Source organism: Paenibacillus sp. JT31N17 (assembly GCF_056269255.1).
Window position 1 is genome coordinate 36,994 of record NZ_JBWDNP010000006.1, and the last position, 20,875, is coordinate 57,868.

At 51.2% G+C, this 20,875-nt stretch carries 15 protein-coding genes; all 15 read right to left on the reverse strand.

What is annotated here, in order from left to right:
* Positions 1–264 precede the first annotated feature (264 nt).
* Entirely contained in the window at positions 265–1,002 is a 738-nt protein-coding gene (locus AC0YOB_RS20110) for an AraC family transcriptional regulator (RefSeq protein ID WP_475794262.1), read from the reverse strand.
* A gap of 385 nt (positions 1,003–1,387) precedes the next feature.
* Entirely contained in the window at positions 1,388–2,215 is an 828-nt protein-coding gene (gene iolB, locus AC0YOB_RS20115) for a 5-deoxy-glucuronate isomerase (RefSeq protein ID WP_475794263.1), read from the reverse strand.
* A gap of 41 nt (positions 2,216–2,256) precedes the next feature.
* Positions 2,257–3,126: a class II fructose-1,6-bisphosphate aldolase gene (gene fba / locus AC0YOB_RS20120; RefSeq protein ID WP_475794264.1), complete on the reverse strand. Its 870-nt coding sequence runs from the start codon at positions 3,124–3,126 to the stop codon at positions 2,257–2,259.
* 67 nt (positions 3,127–3,193) lie between these two features.
* A complete protein-coding gene (locus AC0YOB_RS20125; RefSeq protein ID WP_475794265.1) occupies positions 3,194–4,654 on the reverse strand; it encodes a CoA-acylating methylmalonate-semialdehyde dehydrogenase in 1,461 nt (486 codons plus the stop codon).
* A 21-nt stretch (positions 4,655–4,675) separates the two neighbouring features.
* Positions 4,676–5,671 carry a 5-dehydro-2-deoxygluconokinase gene (gene iolC, locus AC0YOB_RS20130; RefSeq protein ID WP_475794266.1) on the reverse strand — a complete coding sequence of 332 codons (996 nt, stop codon included), beginning with the start codon at positions 5,669–5,671 and terminating at the stop codon, positions 4,676–4,678.
* A 158-nt stretch (positions 5,672–5,829) separates the two neighbouring features.
* Positions 5,830–7,695 (reverse strand): 3D-(3,5/4)-trihydroxycyclohexane-1,2-dione acylhydrolase (decyclizing), encoded by a 1,866-nt coding sequence (iolD, locus tag AC0YOB_RS20135; RefSeq protein WP_475794267.1) that lies wholly within the window; start codon positions 7,693–7,695, stop codon positions 5,830–5,832.
* Between the two features lie 26 nt (positions 7,696–7,721).
* Positions 7,722–10,871 (reverse strand): alpha-mannosidase, encoded by a 3,150-nt coding sequence (locus AC0YOB_RS20140; RefSeq protein WP_475794268.1) that lies wholly within the window; start codon positions 10,869–10,871, stop codon positions 7,722–7,724.
* A gap of 27 nt (positions 10,872–10,898) precedes the next feature.
* The gene (locus tag AC0YOB_RS20145; protein ID WP_475794269.1) at positions 10,899–11,651 is read right to left on the reverse strand and encodes a sugar phosphate isomerase/epimerase family protein; all 753 of its coding nucleotides are present in this window, start codon (positions 11,649–11,651) and stop codon (positions 10,899–10,901) included.
* Positions 11,648–12,589, reverse strand: a complete 942-nt coding sequence (locus AC0YOB_RS20150) for an aldo/keto reductase (protein WP_475794270.1) — start codon at positions 12,587–12,589, stop codon at positions 11,648–11,650. Before AC0YOB_RS20150 ends, AC0YOB_RS20145 begins: the two co-directional genes overlap by 4 nt.
* Before the next feature lie 33 nt (positions 12,590–12,622).
* Positions 12,623–15,664: a glycoside hydrolase family 2 TIM barrel-domain containing protein gene (locus tag AC0YOB_RS20155; RefSeq protein WP_475794271.1), complete on the reverse strand. Its 3,042-nt coding sequence runs from the start codon at positions 15,662–15,664 to the stop codon at positions 12,623–12,625.
* 32 nt (positions 15,665–15,696) lie between these two features.
* A complete protein-coding gene (locus AC0YOB_RS20160; RefSeq protein ID WP_475794272.1) occupies positions 15,697–16,977 on the reverse strand; it encodes a glycoside hydrolase family 125 protein in 1,281 nt (426 codons plus the stop codon).
* Positions 16,978–16,997: 20 nt separating this feature from the next.
* On the reverse strand, positions 16,998–17,954 hold the full coding sequence (locus AC0YOB_RS20165; RefSeq protein ID WP_475794273.1) for a carbohydrate kinase family protein: 957 nt from the start codon (positions 17,952–17,954) through the stop codon (positions 16,998–17,000).
* Positions 17,955–18,009: 55 nt separating this feature from the next.
* Positions 18,010–19,029 (reverse strand): LacI family DNA-binding transcriptional regulator, encoded by a 1,020-nt coding sequence (locus tag AC0YOB_RS20170; protein ID WP_475794274.1) that lies wholly within the window; start codon positions 19,027–19,029, stop codon positions 18,010–18,012.
* A gap of 51 nt (positions 19,030–19,080) precedes the next feature.
* Entirely contained in the window at positions 19,081–19,896 is an 816-nt protein-coding gene (locus AC0YOB_RS20175) for a carbohydrate ABC transporter permease (protein WP_475794275.1), read from the reverse strand.
* A gap of 21 nt (positions 19,897–19,917) precedes the next feature.
* Positions 19,918–20,802 carry a carbohydrate ABC transporter permease gene (locus AC0YOB_RS20180; RefSeq protein WP_475786236.1) on the reverse strand — a complete coding sequence of 295 codons (885 nt, stop codon included), beginning with the start codon at positions 20,800–20,802 and terminating at the stop codon, positions 19,918–19,920.
* Between the last annotated feature and the right edge of the window lie 73 nt (positions 20,803–20,875).

A 20,875-nucleotide genomic window follows, 5' to 3' on the forward strand; every position in this document is an offset into this window, starting at 1 on the left:
TCTCCCTTAGCTTGAAGTGCTGACCGCCTTCTCCATTCATGGTTCCCGGCTGGCTGATACCATAACTATACCAGAGCATAAATGGATCTACTTTGCTTGGAAGTCCAGAGTATTTGTCTATTTAGCTCAAAATCATTCGCCATGCCGCCATGTACCTTTGCTCAGGTCGAGAACCCGCAAGAATGAAAAAAGCACCTTTTTCAAGCACCGGATCACCATGCGGTCTCCAATGATTGGAAAGAGGTGCTGATATATTTTTCTCGATTACTTAAGCGAGGATGGAGAGTATCCAAACCTTTCTTTGAATACTTTGGAGAAATGGGCTGCATTTTCAAATCCAGTTGAGAAACAGGCATCTGTTACCGATAAGGATGAATGGGTTAATAATTCTTTGGCCATATCCAATCGTCGATTTCTGATCCATTGCAGAGGCGAAGTATTGTAAATCGCCTGGAAATCCCGTTTAAAGCTCGATAAACTACGGCCTGATAAATAGGCAAGATCATTGAGAGAAACCGGGTTTGTGATATTCGCCTCAATCACCTCGGTAATATTCTTCCTTTCTTTACGCTTCAGCATAAAAAACTGGAATAAAAATTTTTCGTTGGCATTTGCCACATCAAACAATAATTCCAATAATTTAACCTTAACCAATCCGTCCTCTACCTGTTCCGGTTCTTTGAAATAGGGTTTGAGAGACTCGATATAGCTGACAAGCCGGTCATTGACCGCGCTGATAGAAATTGGAACGATTGCGGCTGGGTACGCGTTCTGCAGATCCGCCATTTTGATAAATTCCGTAATCAATTCTTCTTTCAAAAAAAACATCATGTAGTTCAGTAAATAGTTTGACTCCTCTTCCCCTGACTTCTCAAATTCCACCACAATCGATTTTTGGAGCAGAACCATTTCATTTTTACGAACCGTAAACTCCTGATCGCCGAACCGCACCGTGTATTTTCCGTCAAGCACAAATAAAAGCAGATGGTCCTCCAGCAGCATAGTCCCCTTCTTGCCTTCTGTATGCGTACAGGTCTCGATCACGGTCAGATCGTTCATTCTTAAAGCCGCTTGATAGTAAGGGGCTTGTGTCAAATCCTGCGGAACTTTTGATACTTTCCTGGTTCGAAGCGCCATTGCTCCGACCTCCTTTTTTTCGAAAGCCACAGAAGGTAACCGAAGTTAGATGGCCTAGGTTCCCTTTATTGAATAAATCATAACCTCCTTACTCATCTAATTCAATAAGCCACCGCCATATGGTTATCACGGGTAAAGATCATCTCCTTCGAATGGAAAAGAGGAGCACCGCATCGGATGCTCCTCCACAATTTCAATATGCAGCATGTATGATATTCACGCATCTTGCAGCAGGCATCACCCGGAATTGTCAGACTCCCGGCAGATTCGCCGGCTTGGGCATAAGCCATGCGTGATTCGGATCATTATAGAACTTCCACGTGCGGACCGGTCCCGCCATTACGTTCAAATAATAGACTTCATAGCCCGGCGGCGCGGATACCGGATGATAACCCCTGGGCACGAGTACGGCTTCGCCGCTCGCAACGGAAAGCGTCTCGTTCAGCGACCCGTCATCCGTATACACCCGCTGCACCGCGAATCCCTGCTCCGGCTGGACTTGGTAATAGTAGGTCTCCTCCAGCAGGGATTCCTCCGGCAGAAAATTTCTGTCATGCTTATGCGGCGGATAGCTGGACCAATGGCCGCCCGGGGTAAACACCTCAACGACCAGCAGGCTGTCCGCAGCCTCAGACTCCGGCAAAATGTTGTGAATGAGCCGCTCTGTGCTTCCTTGTCCACGAAGCTCGACCCCCACCTGCCCGGGAGCGATCAGACGCGCAGGCTGCGACCCTTTGCCCGGGGCCCAGCAGACAGCGATTCTCAGCTCGGTCAGCGCCGTTATGGCAAAGCTGTCTCCGGAAGGAACATATACGGAATAAGGCGGGATCTTCTCAAACACGCTCATGCGCTCGCCTATCTGCTTCCATTCGAATTTGTCCGTGGCAACATCCGCTTTGCCTCCGAGGAGAACGATGCAGGCTTCCTGATTGCCGGTTGGGCGGCTAAGCCGTTCACCGCTGCCCAGCGCATATACTTCGAAGCCGACATGCTCCCAGCCTGCGGACTCAGGCGTAATCCGGAGCAGATTGCCTTCGGCATCCGGGATCTGGCCTGGTTTAACGATAAGATCGCTCATCTGGATCACCTCTCCTAAGTATGACTCGAATCCGTCATCGGTTACGCGTTTGCTTTGCCGGATGAACCGAACTCGCGAATTTTGGCCTGCACGCTCCGCTTCACAGCTTCCCGTCCTGCCCCCAAATATTTGCGCGGGTCATATTCGGAGTCATTCTCCGTCAAATAAGCGCGGATTGCGGCCGTGTTGGCCATTTGATTTTCCGTATTCACGTTGATTTTGGCTGTGCCGAGCTCAATCGCCCGCCGGATCTGGTCAGCCGGAATACCGCTGCCGCCGTGCAGAACAAGCGGCAATCCGGTCAATCGCCCGATTGTCTCCATCCTGTCGAATCCAAGCTTCGGCTCCCCGCGGTACGGACCGTGTACAGAGCCCAGCGCAGGAGCCAGACAATCGATGCCGGTTTCCTTTGCCAGCCGGACGCATTCCTCAGGCACCGCATACATCGCTTCCGCTTCATTGACGACGAGATCGTCTTCCCGTCCGCCGATTCGGCCCAGCTCGGCCTCCACGGAGATATTGTAACGATGCGCTTCTTCAACAACCTTTTGCGTAATCCGGATATTCTCCTCAAGCCCGTGATGGGAAGCGTCGATCATAACAGACGTGAAGCCGGCGCGGATCGCTTCTGCGCAAAGCTCGTAGGACGTACCGTGATCAAGATGCAGGGCAACAGGCACCGTGATCCGGTAGTAGTCAACGAGCGACCGGACCATTCCGGCAATGCAGGACAGACCGCCCATGTAGATGATATATCCCTCGCTCAAACCAAGAATAACCGGTGCCCGCTCCTCCTCGGCAGCCTGCAGAATCGCTTGTGTAAACTCCAGATTATTCAGATTAAACTGGCCGACAGCGTATCGGCCCTTGACAGCTTCATTCAACATTTCCTTCATCGAAACCAGCGGCATTTTCCCCATCCTCCTTTTTTTATAAGTGTAATGAGAACAACCTTATTCTGCAAGGAAGACCTTAAGCTTACCAGCGGGAGGTTACCATTTTCTTTCTCGTATAGAATTCGACGCCGTCCGTTCCATTCGCATGCAAATCGCCGTAAAATGATTTCTTCCAGCCCGAGAATGGAAAGAAGGCCATCGGAGCCGGAACACCCAGATTCACACCAAGCATTCCTGCATCGATGGTTTCACGGAACTGCCGGACATTCCCGCCATCCCGGGTAAAGATGCAGGCACCGTTCGCAAATTCCGAGCGGTTGGCCAGCTCAATGGCTTCCTCCAGGCTGTCTACGCGCACAACTGACAGCACCGGCGCGAATATTTCATCTTTCCAAATCTTCATGTCGCTGGATACCTGATCAAAAATCGTCGGCCCGACAAAGTATCCGTCGCCGCTGATTGCGGCATCCTTGCGTCCATCGCGAATCAGCGCTGCTCCTTCCTTCACGCCTGTTTCGATATATCCCAGTGTACGTTCCTTATGCTGTTCCCTGATGACAGGACCGAGGAAAACCCCCTCTTCCATACCGTTGCCGATGGTGAGTTCGTCTGCCGCTGCGACGAGCTTGCCGGTAAGCGTCTCAGCCGCTTCGCCGACTGCGACAACAACGGCGCATGCCATGCATCGTTCACCGGCGGAGCCAAATGCCGCATTAACAATTTGTGCGACCGTATTATCCATATCCGCATCCGGCATAACGATGGTATGGTTCTTCGCGCCTGCGAGGGCCTGTACCCGTTTGCCATGCGCTGTTCCGGTTTTGTACACATACTCGGCGACCGGCTGGGAGCCGACGAACGAAATCGCCTTGACGTCCGGATGCTCCAGCAGACCGTTCACGACATCATGCGCTCCATGCACCAGGTTCAGAACACCGTCCGGCAGGCCGGCTTCCCTGAAGAGCTCAACAAGACGCTTTGCAAGAAGCGGCGTACGCTCGGACGGTTTCAGCACGAATGTATTTCCACAGGCAATAGCCAGAGGAAACATCCAGCAGGGAACCATCATCGGGAAATTGAACGGCGTGATTCCGCCTACAACGCCTATCGGATAGCGGTACATGCCCGATTCGATGTTGGTGGCGATGTCCGGAAGCTGTTTGCCCATCATCAGCGAAGGTGCTCCTGCGGCGAATTCGACGCATTCGATGCCGCGCAGCACTTCACCGTGAGCCTCCTGATAATTTTTTCCATTTTCCATTGTAATGATTCTGGCGAGCTCATCCCAGTGATCCACCAGCAGCTGCTGGTATTTGAACAAAATACGGGCCCGGCGGGGAACCGGTGTTTTGCTCCATGTTTTGAAAGTGTCTTTGGCATTTTGGACAGCCTGATCAAGATCCCGTTTGGAGGACAAGGGAACGTAGGCTAGAATTTCTTCCGTTGCCGGATTATATACAGGATCATAATTGCCTGATGTGGAAGCGATCCATTCGCCTCCGATGAAATTTTTCAACTGAGCTGGCGCATTCGTTTGAGACATATCGGGAATTCCCCTTTCGGATTAAGCTTGTTTGGAAGCGAGCATAAATTGTTCAACCTGCATGACAGTCGGCATGGCGTCGGAGCTGCTGTGACTGGAAATAACGATGGAGGCGGAAGCACTGCCGAATTCCATGCTGCGGCTTGGACTCCATCCCTGCATCAGACCATAAATAAAACCTGCCGCATAGGAATCGCCCGCCCCGAATGTCTTAATGACCTTGGCGGGAAATATCGAGCCCCGGTGAGAGCTGCCATCCTTGCCGTAGGCAATGGAGCCGTCTTTGCCGTGTTTGATGACGACGATCTCGGCATGACAGCCGAACCATTGCGCAGCTGTTACTTCATCGCTGCGGGTCGGATTCACGGCGAACCGCTCCAGCATATCGAATTCTTCCCGGGTTCCGATAATGATATCGCTTTTTTCGGCGGCCAGATGGTAATAGATCGCCGTTTCCTCGGGAGATGTCCATGTATAAGGGCGATAGTCGATATCGAAGACGACCTTTGTTCCGTGTTTGCGGGCGTATTGGAGAGCAAGCAGCACGGCTTCCCGGGAGGGGCTTTTCGCCAGAGCCGTACCGGAAACAAGCAATACCCTGCTGCCCGCAATCAGCGACTCGTCGACTTCTTCCGGCGCCAGCAGCAAATCGGCGACATGATCGCGGTACATCAGGATGCTGCAATCCTCCGGGCTTTTGATTTCCGTGAATGCAAGACCCGTTACCGCGCCTGTCCGGTCTGTAGTAATTCCGGATGTTTCAATATCGTTATTCTGCAAATATTGGACAATAAACCGGCCCATCTGGTCATCGGCCACTTTGCCGATGAAGGCTGATTTCATGCCAAGCCGGGACATGCCGATACAGATGTTGGCCGGTGAACCGCCCACATATTTCGTGAATGTCATGGTCTCTTCCATCGGACGATTAATCTCATTCGCGTTCAAATCGATGCACAGACGGCCGATCGCCACAAAATCAAGAGCTTTGCCTGTGGCAAACGAAACAGATTCCATCTTAATCCCTTCTTTCGATTCGGTTGGAGAGGCTGCATGCAGGCGGAAGCCTGTGTTAACCCCCTACCTTCTCCCATGTGCAGGCCAGCCTAAGGAAGGCTGGCCTGCTCAATAACGAGCAGGCCTTAACCTCTATATTTTAATGTTGCGTCCAATTATTAGTAAGGCCGTGCAGCCTTCACATTCTTGCGCATTTGCTGATGAGCATCCAGCACCTTATCGCTCACCGACACCTCGGGCACGCCGACATGCCACCATGACTCGTAGCTGTCCGTGTTCGTTCCCGGAAGCACCTTAATCTCCACAAGCACCGGTCCCGGCTCCGATTTGGCCTGTCGAAGGGCTTGCTCCAGCTCATCCGCCGTTCGCGCCGTATATGACGCTGCCCCCAGACTGCGGGCATGCGCGGCAAAGTCAATCGGCATATAGGAACCGTTTAAGCGGCCCGTCTCCTTGGCGCGGAAGCGGAATTCATTGCCGAAGCCGTCGCTGCCATGTCCGCGCTGCAGGTTGTGGATGCACTGAAAGCCATGATTGTCGAACAGCAGAACGGTCAGCTTCACGCCTTCTTGAATGGCGGTTACAAACTCGGAGTGCAGCATCAGATAGCTGCCGTCGCCTACGAATGAATATACATTCCGGGACGGCTCCGCGAGAGCTGCGCCGAATGCGCCGCTGATTTCATAGCCCATGCAGGAGAATCCATATTCCATATGGTACGTCTTGGGCTCGACAGACCTCCAGACCCGATGCAGATCGCCAGGCAGGCTGCCGGCAGCGCAGACAATGACGTCTGTCGGTTCTACGAATCCGTTAATGACGCCGATCGCTCTTGTCTGAGTCAATCCCTCATCGCTTTCCAGCGCGTACAGGCGATTAACTTCCTCATCCCACTCTGCTTTGAGGCTGCTGATTCTTCCTTCTGTATAGCCGGAGCGGTACCCTCGCCTGGTTAATGCTTCATGCAGGGCGGCAATCGCTTCCTTCGCATCAGCCGTAATCACTGCGGCATCCATCTTGACCGCATCGAATGCGCTGATATTCAAGTTCAGGAAAGCGGCATCCGGATTCTGGAAGGCGGACTTGGAGGCTGTTGTAAAATCAGAAAACCGTGTGCCAACGCCGATGATCAGATCCGCTTCTGCAGCGATCCGGTTGGCCGCGAGCGTTCCGGTTGCACCGACGCCGCCAAGACTCAGAGGATGATTCCACGGGACAGCGCTTTTTCCAGCCTGCGTCTCCGCCACGGGAATACCGAAGGCTTCGGCAAACGCAAGCAGCTCCTGCGCTGCAGCCGCATAATGCACGCCGCCGCCTGCGATAATCAGCGGCTTCTTCTTGCCCGCAACCAAATCCGCCGCACGGTCAATGGCGTGAGGAGAGGCCGGACGTCGGTCAAGGGTGTGGATGCGCTTCTCGAAGAAAGAAGCCGGATAATCGTAAGCCTCTGCCTGAACATCCTGGGGCAGCGCCAATGTCACGGCGCCAGTCTCCACAGGGTCAGTGAGCACCCGCATCGCATGAAGCAGCGACGTCATCAGCTGCTCCGGGCGGATGATCCGGTCCCAGAACCTGCTGACCGGCTTGAAAGCATCGGTCGCAGAGATCGAATAATCGGTTGGAACCTCCAGCTGCTGCAGCACAGGATCCGGCTGGCGGGAGGCAAAGTTATCTCCCGGCAGCAGCAGGACCGGAATACGGTTGACTGTCGCTGTTGCTGCGCCAGTCACCATGTTGAGCGCACCAGGTCCAATCGAGGTCGTGCAGGCAAAGATCTGGCGGCGATTCTTCTGCTTGGCATATGCGGTAGCGGCATGAACCATCCCTTGTTCATTTTTGCCCTGGATGAATATCAGCTCGCCGGCCTGCCGCTCGAGAGCTTCGCCAAGCCCCGTTACATTGCCGTGTCCAAAGATGCCCATGAGGCCCCGGACAAACTTGGTTTCTTCGCCATCCACGGACAAATACTGCTGGTCCAAAAACTTCAGCAAAGCCTGTGCCATGGTCAATCGGATCGTTTTCATCGGCAAAACCTCATTTATATCAGATTTCATGATTTAACCTCAAGCTGTACAAGAAAGGTCTTGATTTCATATGGCTTCAGTGCGAATTCTCCATCATTAATCCCGGCCTCTCCAAGCTTGCGTTCCATCAGATCGCATTCCTCCAGCGAGCGGATTCGAAGATCGCTGCCGAGCTTCACTTGAGTGCGGATACCCGCAAACTCATGGACACGCAGCACCAGCTGCTCGCCGTCCTCCGCTTTCTTGACGGCATCCACCATCACATTGGGAGCGGACAATCGGAACATCGAAAGCGAATGGAGATCCGCTCCTCCTTCGAAGGCGGTCAACGGGTTATTCAGTGACCACGCCTCTTGAACGGTACCTCCAGCATACCAGTCCCCCTCATGCGGGAGGAGCGCATAGACAAAGGAATGCTCGCCGATATCCGCATCCGGATCCGGATTTATGGCCGATTTCAACAACGACAGCCGGATCACATTATCCTTGATGTCATAGCCGTATTTGCAATCGTTCAGCAGGCTTACGCCGTATCCGCGTTCGGATAAATCCGCCCACTGATGGCCGACGGATTCGAATCTCGCCAGATCCCAGCTTGTGTTCCAATGCGTGGAACGTTTAACATTCCCGAACTGAATATCATAGGTAGCCTCTGTGGAGCGCACATCTACGGGGAAAGCGACCTTCAACAGCTGCTGGTGCTCCTGCCAATTGATATGCGTACGGAAATCAATCCGTCTGCTTCCTGAATAAACCATCATCCGCTGCGATATTTCGGACTTCCCGTAGCGCCACTTGAATTCAACAACCGCTGCGAGCGGGCCAGTTTCCACAAGCTCGACAGAAAGCAGCTCAGAGATTGTCCGCATCTTTTCCTGATAGAAAATATCGATATCCCAGGCATCAAAATTAAGCGGCTTGTCTTCAAATACCTGCAGCACATTGCCAATTGCGCCTTTGGCCAGAACATTCCGGCGATTGTCCAGGTCGTAAATGCGAACCAATTGGCCGGATTCGTTCCACTCGATCTCATAATGAGGTGTCTTAAGCAGGCTGCCCTCCATCATGAAGGGAGCTTCGGCAATTCCGCCGGACGGCTGCGCGGAATCCGCCGTATAATGAATGGCTGCCATGCCTAAAGAAGGCAGATCGGCAGCTTCTACGAGCCAGCGTCCATTGGCATACTGTGAAACCAGTCTTTGGCCATCCTGATTCGTCCATATGCTTCCGGGAGGCACATTCTCTGCGGTTAATTCCAGCAAATCGTTTCGCTTCCAGGACGAGCTGTTAAAGACGGTCCATGTACCTTGTTCCCGTCTGCCGCCAACCAGGGCAGCGGCCTCGTTCCAAGCTTCTGTGGCGATCGATAAGGCTTGCGCATACTCCTCTTTGCTGTCCTCGTACACTTCCTTAATGGAAGAGCCGGGAATGATATCATGGAACTGATTGCGCAGAATGATAGTCCATCCGCTGTTCAGCTGCTCTTGGCGATAACGGCTCCAGTCGCTGCCCATCAAGACAGCGAGCGCGCTCAGCCATTCCGTCTCGCGGTAGAGAAGCTCGAGCTTGCGGTTCATCCGTTTATTGTAAGCCTGGCTCGTATAGGTGCCGCGATGATATTCGAGGTAGAGCTCCCCGTCCCATACATGCACGTAGCGGTCGGTCTCCTCGACGGTTTCATGCAAACGGTCGAAGTAATCATCCGCCCGCCCTGCCTTCACATTCGGCAGACCAGGCATCGTCTCCAGGCGGCGGCGCATCTCAAGCATCTCCCGGTTAACGCCGCCTCCTCCATCGCCATAACCATAAGACAGCAGAAGCTCTTGATTCACTTCTTTGTCCTGATAGCCGTCCCATGCCCCTTTGACGGTTTCCGGCGAGATCAAGCCGTTATAGGTATAGAAGAAGTTGTTGGCTCCTTCCCAATCGTCCGGTGTCGTAATAAAATGCGTCAGAACCTCGGAGCCGTCGATTCCGCGCCATTTGAAGGTGTCATGCGGCATCCGGTTGAACTGATTCCAGCTGATTTTCGTAGTCATAAAGGTTTTGAAACCGGATTTCTTCAAAATTTGCGGCAGCGCCCAGCTGTATCCGAAGACATCGGGCAGCCACAGGTACGTGCTCTCCACGCCAAATTCCTCTCGCATGAACCGGGTTCCAAACAGGAACTGCCGCACCAGCGATTCCCCGGAGGTCAGATTGCAATCCGCCTCCAGCCACATGCCGCCGCCAATCTCCCAGCGCCCTTCACGGATCCGGTCTCGAATTTGCTCGTAGATTTCCGGGTAATCCTGCTTGATATAGGCGTATAACTGAGGCTGCGTCTGCAAAAACACATAATCAGGGAAGCGTTCCATCAACCGCAGGACAGTAGAGAACGAACGGGCGGATTTCTCCCGGGTATGCTTCAGTCTCCAGAGCCACGCAACATCGATATGCGTATGTCCGACACAGGTGACCGTAACCTGATGATGCTTCTCGAACCGGGCTAATTCGGCAGATAGCAGCTCTCTTGCTTCATATACCGAATCATAATAAGCGGCAGAGCCGGGTTCGGACCAATCCACCTTGAAGAATGCGCGGTCCAGCGCTTTGATAAGATCCATGCGATCAGGGCTTCCTGCATCCAGCACCTGAACCGTTTCAAGAACAGCGGTTCCCGTGTAGTAGAAATCGTCAACTCTTTCATCCAGCCAGCACAGATCGGCACGGTTTATCGTATGCTTTATCTCGCGCGGCTTGCCGCCTCCGTCCAGCCCGGACCACAGCCGGATATCCAATCTTCCGGACGTTCCGGCGGATTGATCCGGCAGAAAAACCTCCTGATGGTAGGAATCGACGCCTTGATACGGAGTGCCGTTCCAGTAAAGCAGCGATTCAAAGCCCTCATTGTTGCCTCCGCCGGTCTCACCGAAGTCGAAGAGTGCAAGCACCGTTTTACCGTTCCATTCCTGAGGAACCTCAATGCTGCGGGAGAGCCAGATATACCGGTCGCGGCCGCTCCAGCTGTCTCCGGTCTTCAGCTCAAACGTCGGAAGGACGTCCATCGGCCTTGCCCCTGCTGCGCCATGCTCGTCCTCCGCTGCGGAGAAGCTCCCGAGCGGTATAAGATTGCGATAGCGGGTCTCGCTTAACTCATGCAGCCTTGCCTTGAGCTTCTTTTCTGCAAATAACATGTCATCCTCACCCTTCGGGATTCAACTTTAGAGAGCCTGCTCCAGCTTCAACAAATTTTCCAGGCTCAGTGCCAAGCTGTCCATCGGTTTTCCCGGGCAGTAATCCTGTTCTACGGCGAACCATTCGACTCCATGATCCAGGCCCCAGCGGAGAATGGGAGCAAAATCGATAAGGCCGGTACCAATTTCCGCGAATGTTCGCCGATCGTCTGCCGTCATATCCTTCAAATGCAGAATCGGCATACGATTAGCGTATTTGCGAATGAACGTAAGCGGATCCTGGTCGGCTTTCAGAACCCAATACGTATCGATTTCGGCATAAACGGACGGATCCTCAAGCAGATATTCGAGAGCAAACTTACCGTCGATCAGAGTATGAAATTCAAAGTCATGATTATGGTAACCCACCCTGTAGTCCATGCCTTTTACTTTGGCGGCTACATCAAGCAGATCTCTTCGCACACTCCTGTACCCTTCCAGATTCTGCAGGCCATCCGGCAGCGAGTGGCAGATGAAATCTTTCGTTTCGAACAGGTCCGCTTCCTTAAGGACAGCATCCAGATCCGTCTTCATCCTTTCCAGACCGACATGCATGCCTGCGGTTTTCAATCCCAGCTCCTTCATAAGAGAAGAGATATCCCGGGCGGAGTTGCCGTGCAGCCCGTCGATTTGTACGGCAGCCCAACCCATTTTGCTCAAATCTCGAAGGACGGCTTCAAAATCCTGTTTAATTTCGTTTCGCAATGTATACAGCTGTGCAGCCAGTTGATGTCTGATCATTTTGAAATTTCCTCCCTTTGTAAATCCAGCCATTCCACTTCCTGTGCGGTTAATTCAAGATTCAACGACAGAATGGAAGACTCAAGCTCCTCCGGATTACGCGGCCCGATAATTGCGCTGGTCGGGAAAGGCTGGTAGAGAACATAGGATAAGGCAATTTGTATAGGAGTAACCTGCTTCTCTTCCGCCAGCTTCACGGTGCGGCGGTACCGTTCCCAGTTGCCGCTGCTGTAATAAACTCTTACCATTTCCTCATTGGACCGGTCTTCCGGCGTAAAGTTCCCCGAGAAAAATCCACCCGCTTGAGCAGACCAGGACAGAAGCGGCAGCTGATTGCCCGCATGCCAGCGGCAGGTATCCTCGTCAGCCGACACAACGCCTTCCCATCTGGGTTCGATAGGCTTCGCCAGGCTCAGATTGGAGCTGCTGAAGGCAAAGCCTGTCAGCTTGTGCCCGGCGGCATATTCATTGGCTTCCTGGATGCGCTGGTACGACCAGTTGGAAGCGCCGATCGCCCGAATCCGCTTGGCTTGAAGATGCTCATTCAATTCCTCCATAATCGGTCCGACCGCTACGCTCGGATCATCGCGGTGAAGAGCGTACAAATCCACATAATCGGTGCCCAGCCTTTCCAGGCTCTCCATCAAATCTTTTCTGATCGCCTGCGGATTGACCCGCAGGCCCGGACTCCCGTCATCATGATGGGCGCCCTTGGAAAGAATGACGACCTGCTCCCGCAGCTGCTTTTCCGCCAGCCAACTCCCGAGTATTTGTTCTCTTCCCCGATACTGATGAGCCGTATCAAAAGCATTGCCTCCGGCTTGAATATAGGCATCCAGCATCGTCCGCTCAGACTCGCCCAAGTTCCTCAAATCCCCTGTCCCCATGATCAGGCGGGAAATTTGCTTGTTTACTCCTTCAATCTGCATATATTTCATCTTATTACCTCCTTGGCATATCTCAGCGAGCTTTTATTCATCCTCTTTAAACAGCGGCCTCAGCCTGAGTTCGAACTGGAATTCCTTTTCGTTCAGACGGTAGGGCTCAGCCAGCTCCGGTCCGCAGGAATTGGAGCCTACGCCGCTCATCCGGTAATCCAGATGGACGATCGTTTCCTTTCTCTTCGCCAGCTCCCAGCTGTGTGCGGCATTCGTCAGGTCCTCCGGCGTAAAATGCGATGCGTGGAAGGAGAATCCCTCCGATGCGGAGAATTGAAGGCCCATGCCCTGCTCATTGGATAGGATTGCCCAATCCGTACCATATCTCGCACCATTTTCCTGAGGCATGATGTAGTTTTCGAACATTTCGTCAACGCTTGTCAGGAACCGGCCTCTTCTGACGCTTTGGCGCTTGTCGATGTAGCTCTCATGCGGCCCGAAGCCGGAATACTCGACTTCCTCCATCCCTTGCGGCATGGACAGCCTCAGTCCGAAGCGGGGCAGATAAGGAAACTCGCGCTCCTCCCCCATCTTCACCTTTACCAGCAGATCGACCGCTCCACTCGGGCTCACCCTCCAGCATGCTTCACCTCGCAGGATCATAAAGCGGGAAACAGCGCCTATTGAGAACCGGGTTCTGACTTCGATTGCCCCTTCGCCGGTTTGTTCCCAATCGCATTGATACACCTTGGTGATTGCCCGGTCATAGCCTTCATCACGCCATTTTTCCTTCACATGCATATCATTGTCTGTCGGCGCCCGCCAGATCGAGAACTGGGCGGGGGCATCCAGCATCTCCACTCCGTTCCTCGACAACCGCTGCAAAGTACCTTCAATCAAGTCAAACTCATGCTGGAAATCAAATCCTTCGACCATCAGCCGATGGCCCTTCTGCTCCACTTGAATTGGCGGCTGCCACGCATGCACCGCTTCAGGCTTCGGATCGCTTTGTACACCGCTCTTCCATTCGAGCTGCTGGAACGTGATTTCATGGCCGGCTTCCGCCCAGGCTGTTTCTTCCTTCAACCAGCAGGATAAGGTGAGGACAAACTGCCCATTAACCGCCTCCGGCAGTTCGTATGGAAGGCTCACAATCCGTGAGCTGTGAGGCTCGATCCCGCCAAGCTCCAGCTGTCCTTGGTGAATCATCTGTCCATCGTGTTCCAGCTTCCAGAAAACGCCAGCATGGGAAAGATCAATAAAGTCATACAGGTTCGTGACCTTGATCTCTCCGGTTGGCAGGTTTTGTTCCTCGATCCGGATGGGAGCAATAACCTTCTTGAGCTCCAGCAGTCCCGTGTGAGGCTTGCGGTCAGGTGTGACAAGTCCGTCGATACAGAAGTTGCCGTCATTGGGTGTATCTCCAAAATCGCCGCCATAACCATAAAAAGGCGTTCCGTCCTTAGTCTCTGTCTTGATCCCGTGATCAGTCCACTCCCACACGCAGCCGCCCATCAGCTTCGGATGGAGATAGATCGCTTCCCAATAATCGTTCAAATCGCCGGGACCGTTACCCATCGCATGACTGTATTCACACAGGAACAACGGCTTTTTGTTATTCTCATCGCGGGCATACGCTTCTATCTCTTGCACAGAGGTATACATCCGGCTTTCCAGATCCAGGCATTCGACATGAGGACTGCCTTCGTAATGGGGAGCTGCCCCCTCGTAATGAATGGGCAGGGAAGCATCACGCAATTTCGTCCATTCGGCCATCGCGATATGATTGGCCCCATAACCCGATTCATTTCCCAATGACCACATTACGACACATGGGTGATTCTTGTCCCGTTCAACCATTCGGACAGCCCGTTCCACAAACGCTTCCTTCCATGCCGGATCACGGGACAGCTTATGGAAAACCCCATTTTGAAAATCGCCGGCGCTTCCGATTCCGTGACATTCCAGATCGGCTTCATCTACAACATAAAATCCGTATTCATCGCACAGCTCCATAAAGCGGGAATCATTAGGATAATGGGAAGTTCTGATCGTATTGATATTATGTTTCTTCATTAGAATAAGGTCCTTGATCATATGCTGGACCGGAATCGTCTGCCCGAGCTCCGGATGGGAGTCATGCCGGTTGACGCCTTTGAGCTTGACAGCCTGTCCATTGATCAGAAAGACGCCATCCACAATCGCAACTTGCTTGAAGCCCACCGGGAACTGGAGCGTTTCTCCGCCGCCATAAATATAGAGGCGGTATAGATAAGGCTTCTCGGCATTCCATAAGACGGGATCTATCAGCTCGAACCGGAGCGCGCCTTTGCCATCCACGAGCTCTTGTGCCGAAGCGACTACGCGCCCCTTGGCATCCTTCAATTCAGCACGGACCTCCAGAGGTCCTGTCGTATCAATCTCCGATACCAGTGCAGCCTTGCTGAACCCGTCCTCGAAACTCTGTTTATTAAATACATCCCGGATATGGACAGCATCACGCGCAAGTAAATATACATCCCGGAATATACCCGTATACCGCCAAAGATCCTGATCTTCCAGGTAGGAGCCGTCGCACCATTTCAGCACCATGACAGCGATACGATTCTTCCCCTCCCGAAGGAACGGGGATATATTGAATTCCGCCGGCATGCGGCTGCCTTGACTGTAACCGGCAAACTGCCCGTTAACCCATAAGTAAAAACAGGCGTTAACCCCTTCAAAGACAATAAATCGTTCTTTATTTAATCCAACTGGCGCCGCATTGAACTCCCTCACATAAAGTCCGGCCGGATTATTTTCCGGAACATAGGGGGGATCGCATGGAAAGGGATAATTGAAATTTGTATATTGAGGCTGATCATAGCCCTTTACCTGCCAGCAGGACGGAACCGTTAAATCGTCCCACCCGCTAACATCGGCAGTCTCCTCATAAAAAGCTTCTTTCACATCATGAACCGTTCCGTGATATTGGAATTTCCAGTTTCCGTTTAAGGTTTGATAATAAGGGGACTGACCCCGTTTGCCTGATCTCGCCGCCCGTTCATCCGCATAGGGAATATAATAGGCCCTCGGAGGCTGTCTGTTCACCTGAAGAACGTTCAGATCTTCCCAATATCTCTTGATTTGAATCATGCATCCCATTCCTTTCTGTTAAAGGAAAAACATCAATCGAAGTATCCGTCTCTCATCAGGCCGTGGATCATTTCACTGAACAGACTGTTGGCCCAGGCAAACCAGGGGCGCGTGTAATTCTCGGGACAATCCTTGTCAAAGCCTTCGTGCATGTATCCTGTATTCCCATCCGTCTGAATCAGCGTCGTCAAGATTTCTCTTATTTCGCGCTCATCCTTCGATGTCAGGACCTGCATAGCCAGGCTGATTGGCCAAATATAACCTTCCGGCGTATGCGGACTTCCGATTCCTTTTGCAAATTCACCTTCATAGTAATAAGGATTATCGGCGCTTAACACAAACCGGCGCGTATTCTGATAGATCTGATCCTCGCAGGTCGTGTAGCCCAAATAAGGAATGGACAGCAAGCTGGGAACATTGGCATCATCCATCAGGTTATGGTTTCCAAAACCGTCTGTTTCGTATGCGTAGATCTTTCCGTATTTCGGATGTACAAAGGTGCCGTAGGTCCGGATGCCAAAATCGATCTCTTCACGCAATTCCGCCGCCAGCTTCGCACCATTTGCATCCTTCCATATTTCACTGGCAATCTCCTCGATGTAACGAAGCACGACGACAGCAAACATATTAGAGGGAATTAAATAACCGAAGGTACAGGCATCGTCGCTTGGCCGGAAACCTGACCAGGTCATTCCCGTATAATTGACCGGCATCCCCATTCTGTTATTGCGCAGCGTATCGCTTGGCGGACAATCGATGCGTGCGAACCGGTAAGGAGACTGCTCCGCATGTCTTTGCTCTGTTCGCCACAGGTCCATAATCTTGTACACCGTCGCTTGAAAAGCATCATCGAACAGATCCGTTCTTCCCGTCTCCCTCCAGAACAAGTAGGCTAACTGAATCGGATAACAAAGGGAGTCGATCTCGTATTTCCGTTCCCAGACCCACGGGTTAAGCTCGGTCAAATCTTCGTCGTACCGGTTGTCATTTGCTTCTTCGTTAAACGCATTGGCATAGGGATCGATATGAATATAAGTGATTTGCCTGCGGATTAATCCTATAAACAATTCCTGCAGCTTCTGATCTCCGGCAGCTAGCGGCAGGTAATGCCTGATCTGCGCGCTTGAATCACGGAGCCACATGGCAGGAATGTCCCCCGTAATGACATAGACGGATTGGTCACTCAGATATTTTGTCGTCGTTTCAAGCGTATTCGGATAACAATTCTTAAACATTTGCAGCAGCTTGGGATGGGCAGCAAGCTTCGTTTCCGCTTCTTCAAGCAAGGCTGTAACTGACGCTGGCAATGTCATTGTCGGTATGGTCTCCCTCTTCATCTTGTTGAGTCAGATACACTCAAACCCTCTTCGCGCTGATTGATAAATACGTTCAACTGTTCAAGATCAGGTGCGCTTGTACTTCCGCCATAAGCGCCAACTGAGAGTGCGCCGCACGCATTTCCGTAACGAAGGCTGGTGGCGGCATCCTTGCCTGATAAAAAACCGTATAGATAGCCCGCGTTAAAGGAATCCCCTGCGCCGGTTGTATCTACCGCTTTAACCTTATAAGCCGTGCTGCGGGTCAGCAGCCCGTCTTTCATGGCAATGGCACCGCTCGCTCCAAGCTTCACCACCACATGATTGCAATATTTGCTCATATAACGAAGGCTCTCTTCCTTGTTCTCAAGTCCTGTATAATGAAGAGCTTCCGTTTCATTCATGAGGAAAACATCAAAATACCGCATAAAGTCAAATATGCTGTTGTCCCATTCTCCGGAATCATCCCAGCCTACGTCGCAGGACAGAGTAATTCCCTTTTCCTTGAGCGACCGGGCTAATTGAACATACTGCTCATGATTCCGTCTTCCTTTATATCCGGTGATATGAACATGCTTGCCTTGGGAAATTTGGTCCAGATCCAGTTTGTCTACCTGCAGCTCCATATTCGATCCCGCATATGTAATGAAGGATCGATCCGTTTCCGGATTGAATGCAATGGAGATGCCGGTACTGTGGATTTGACTCGTTTGAATCATTCTGGTATCGATACCATATTCGGCAAAACGATTCCGAATAAAATGTCCGTTGGCATCATCCCCCAAAACACCGTTAAAGGCTACCTGAAGGCCTAGCTTTGCAAGAGAAACCGAGAACAAAGCGGCTCCCCCGCCCAAGTGGATCATCATATTGTCCACAAAAACTTCCTGACCAGACTCGGGAACCTGGCCGGAACCTACTACCACAAGATCGATATTAGCATCGCCGATTACAACAGCATCAAATGTTTCCAACTCTTTCTCCCTCTTCCAATCGCTTATGATTTGGTTTCTTTATTTTTATCTTTATTCAATCATGCTCCTGATAAGCCTTGCAGCTGTCACGCACCACTAATTTATGCTTCAGAATAACGTCATGCACAGGTGCGCCTTCGTTACCTGAAATCATATCAAGCAGCTTCTCAATCGTCACTTTGCCCATCTCCAGGATAGGCTGCTCCATAGACGACAACTGCGGACGCACCTGCTCCGTCAGCTGGCTTCCGTCAAAGCCAATTACGGATAAATCCTCCGGAACCTTCAGCCCGTGGTCATGGATGCAGTTCATGGCGCCGACAGCCATATCGTCACTGACAGCAAAAACGGCCGTCGGACGCGTATCACAATTCAGAATTTTTTTCATTAAATTATAACCGCTTTGGGTTTTGTAATCACCGAAACGGATATAGTCGTTAGCGATCGGGATACCGCTCTCGGCCAGGGCGTCGGTGTAACCGATGTAACGGTTTTGTCCTGAGGTGACGTCACTCATGTCTCCGCCAAGAAATCCGATTCGCTTGTGTCCAAGTCCGATCAAATATCGCGTTGCATCATAGGATGCCGCGTAATCGTCTATAATGACGGAAACAAACGGCTGATTCGCCGGCTTCACACTGGAGAACAAGAGCGGAATGTCCAGGCTCATGATGAGCTCCCGAATTTCATCGCTTAATTTCTCATGCATGATAATAATGCCATCGACGCGCATCTGCTTGAATACCTGCAAATATTTCAGTTCTTTATCGTTATCCTCAATAATATTGCACAGCATAAGATTGTAATCATTGAGGCTTGCAGTTCTCTCAATCGTGCTCAGGATCGTGGAATAGAAGCTCGATGTAATATCGGGAACGATTACGCCAATAAGGTTCGTTTTTTTCAGTACAAGGCTTCTGGCGATATGACTGGGTGTATAGCCAAGCTCGGCAATCGCCCGCTGCACCCTTTCCTTCAGATCGTCCTTGACATACCGTTCGCCATTCAATACCCTCGAAACTGTTGTTACAGAGACGCCCGCTTGCCTAGCGACGTCTTTAATCTTCGGCGCCATTATTGTCACCCTGCCTTCTGAATAACTGAACCTTACTCGATATTTGCGTCCTTAGCTTTTAACCGCTCCTTCCATGATCCCGGCAATGAACTGCCGGCTAACCAGCAGGAAGAAGATGATCAACGGAACGGTCGCCATAAGCGTTCCTGTCATAACCATGGAGTAATCTGCCGTATGAGCCGACTTTAACTGCTGCAGCGCCAGCATCAATGTGAATTTGGACGTATCCGTCAGGACAATCAGCGGCCATAAGTAATCTTCCCAAACTCCCATGAAGGTCGTGATGGCCAGAAACGCAAGGGCAGGTCTCAGGATGGGAAGCGCAACACGCCAATAAAGCCCGAATTTGCTGGAGCCATCGATACGTGCAGCCTCAAGCAAATCATCGTGAATGGCCAGCGCATACTGCCTGATCCAGAAAATCCCCAACGCGCTTGCTATACTCGGAACAATGAGCGCCTTGTAGCTCCCCAGCCACCCCAACTCCTTGATAATAATAAATTGAGGAACAAGCAGCATTTGTGCGGGAATCATCATTGTCAGGATCATTAAATAGAAAAGCGCCTTGGAGCCCGGAAACTTGAATTTGGCGAAAGTAAATCCGGTCAATGAATTAAAAAACAGCTGCAGTGTGGTGCTGATCACAGCAATAAACACCGTGTTCAGGAATGCCCGTGTAAAATTGATATTGTCCATGACATGGTTAAAGTTCATCACAAAATAACCGCCGAATGTCAGCTTCGGAGGAAACGCAAAAATCGCACTTGTTTCATTCGTTGACATGACTACTAGCCAATAAAATGGAAATATAGAAAATAGAACACCGATTAACAAAAAAGTATGCACGAATATTTTTTTTGAAATCATCTTATTATGCTCCTTTTAGTATTAATCGTCTGATTTATTAAAGATTTTCCAGTTCAATAACGATATGATACCAATAATGAAGAACAGCACCCAGGATACAGCTGCCCCATATCCATAATTCTGATAGGTGAAGCCTTCCCGGTACATATAAAGCACGATGGTATCAGAGCCCGGATAAGGAGCTTGATTCCCGGCGAGTACCTGAGGCTCCGTGAAAATCTGAAAGCCGCCGATGGTAGACATCATAACTGAGAACAGGATAATCGGTCTAAGCATTGGAATCGTAATCTTGGTAAAAATCTGGAATCCGCTGGCTCCGTCAAGATTTGCCGCTTCATACAAGTCCTTGGGAATCCTCTGCAAGCCGGATAAAAAAATGATGGCATTGTAGCCCATATATCTCCAGCCAATCATTGCGGCAATGACGGTCCTGACACCGGCGCTGCTATTGAACCAGGCAATTTTATCAAGCCCGAGCTTTTCAAAGAAAAAGTTGATCAGCCCGTACTCATTGCCAAACATAGACTGAAATATTATGACAACGGCAACCATAGCCGTTATATTCGGCAGAAAATAGGCGATTCTAAAAAATCCCTTGAAATTCACGATCGACAGATTAATCACAAACGCTACGATCAAAGCGATGACTAGCATAGGTCCATTAGATAATAACCAGAGCGCTACGTTGTTGATTAATGCCTGCCAGAAAGTGGGATCGTGAAACATGTAAACAAAGTTGTCGAAGCCTACAGGCGTCATTTCCCCGATTCCATCCCATTTGTGAACGGAAAGATAAATGGAGAAGAAAATGGGGAACACGGAAAAAACTAAGAACAAGATATAGAAAGGAGAAATAAACAGATAAAACATCCTGCTTTTATAAATCTCTTTTAAAAGGCCTCCCATATTACTCCTCCACGAATGCGGGCGAGGCAGGCTTCAAATTCCGCCCGCCTCAACCCTTATTTGATTCCCTATT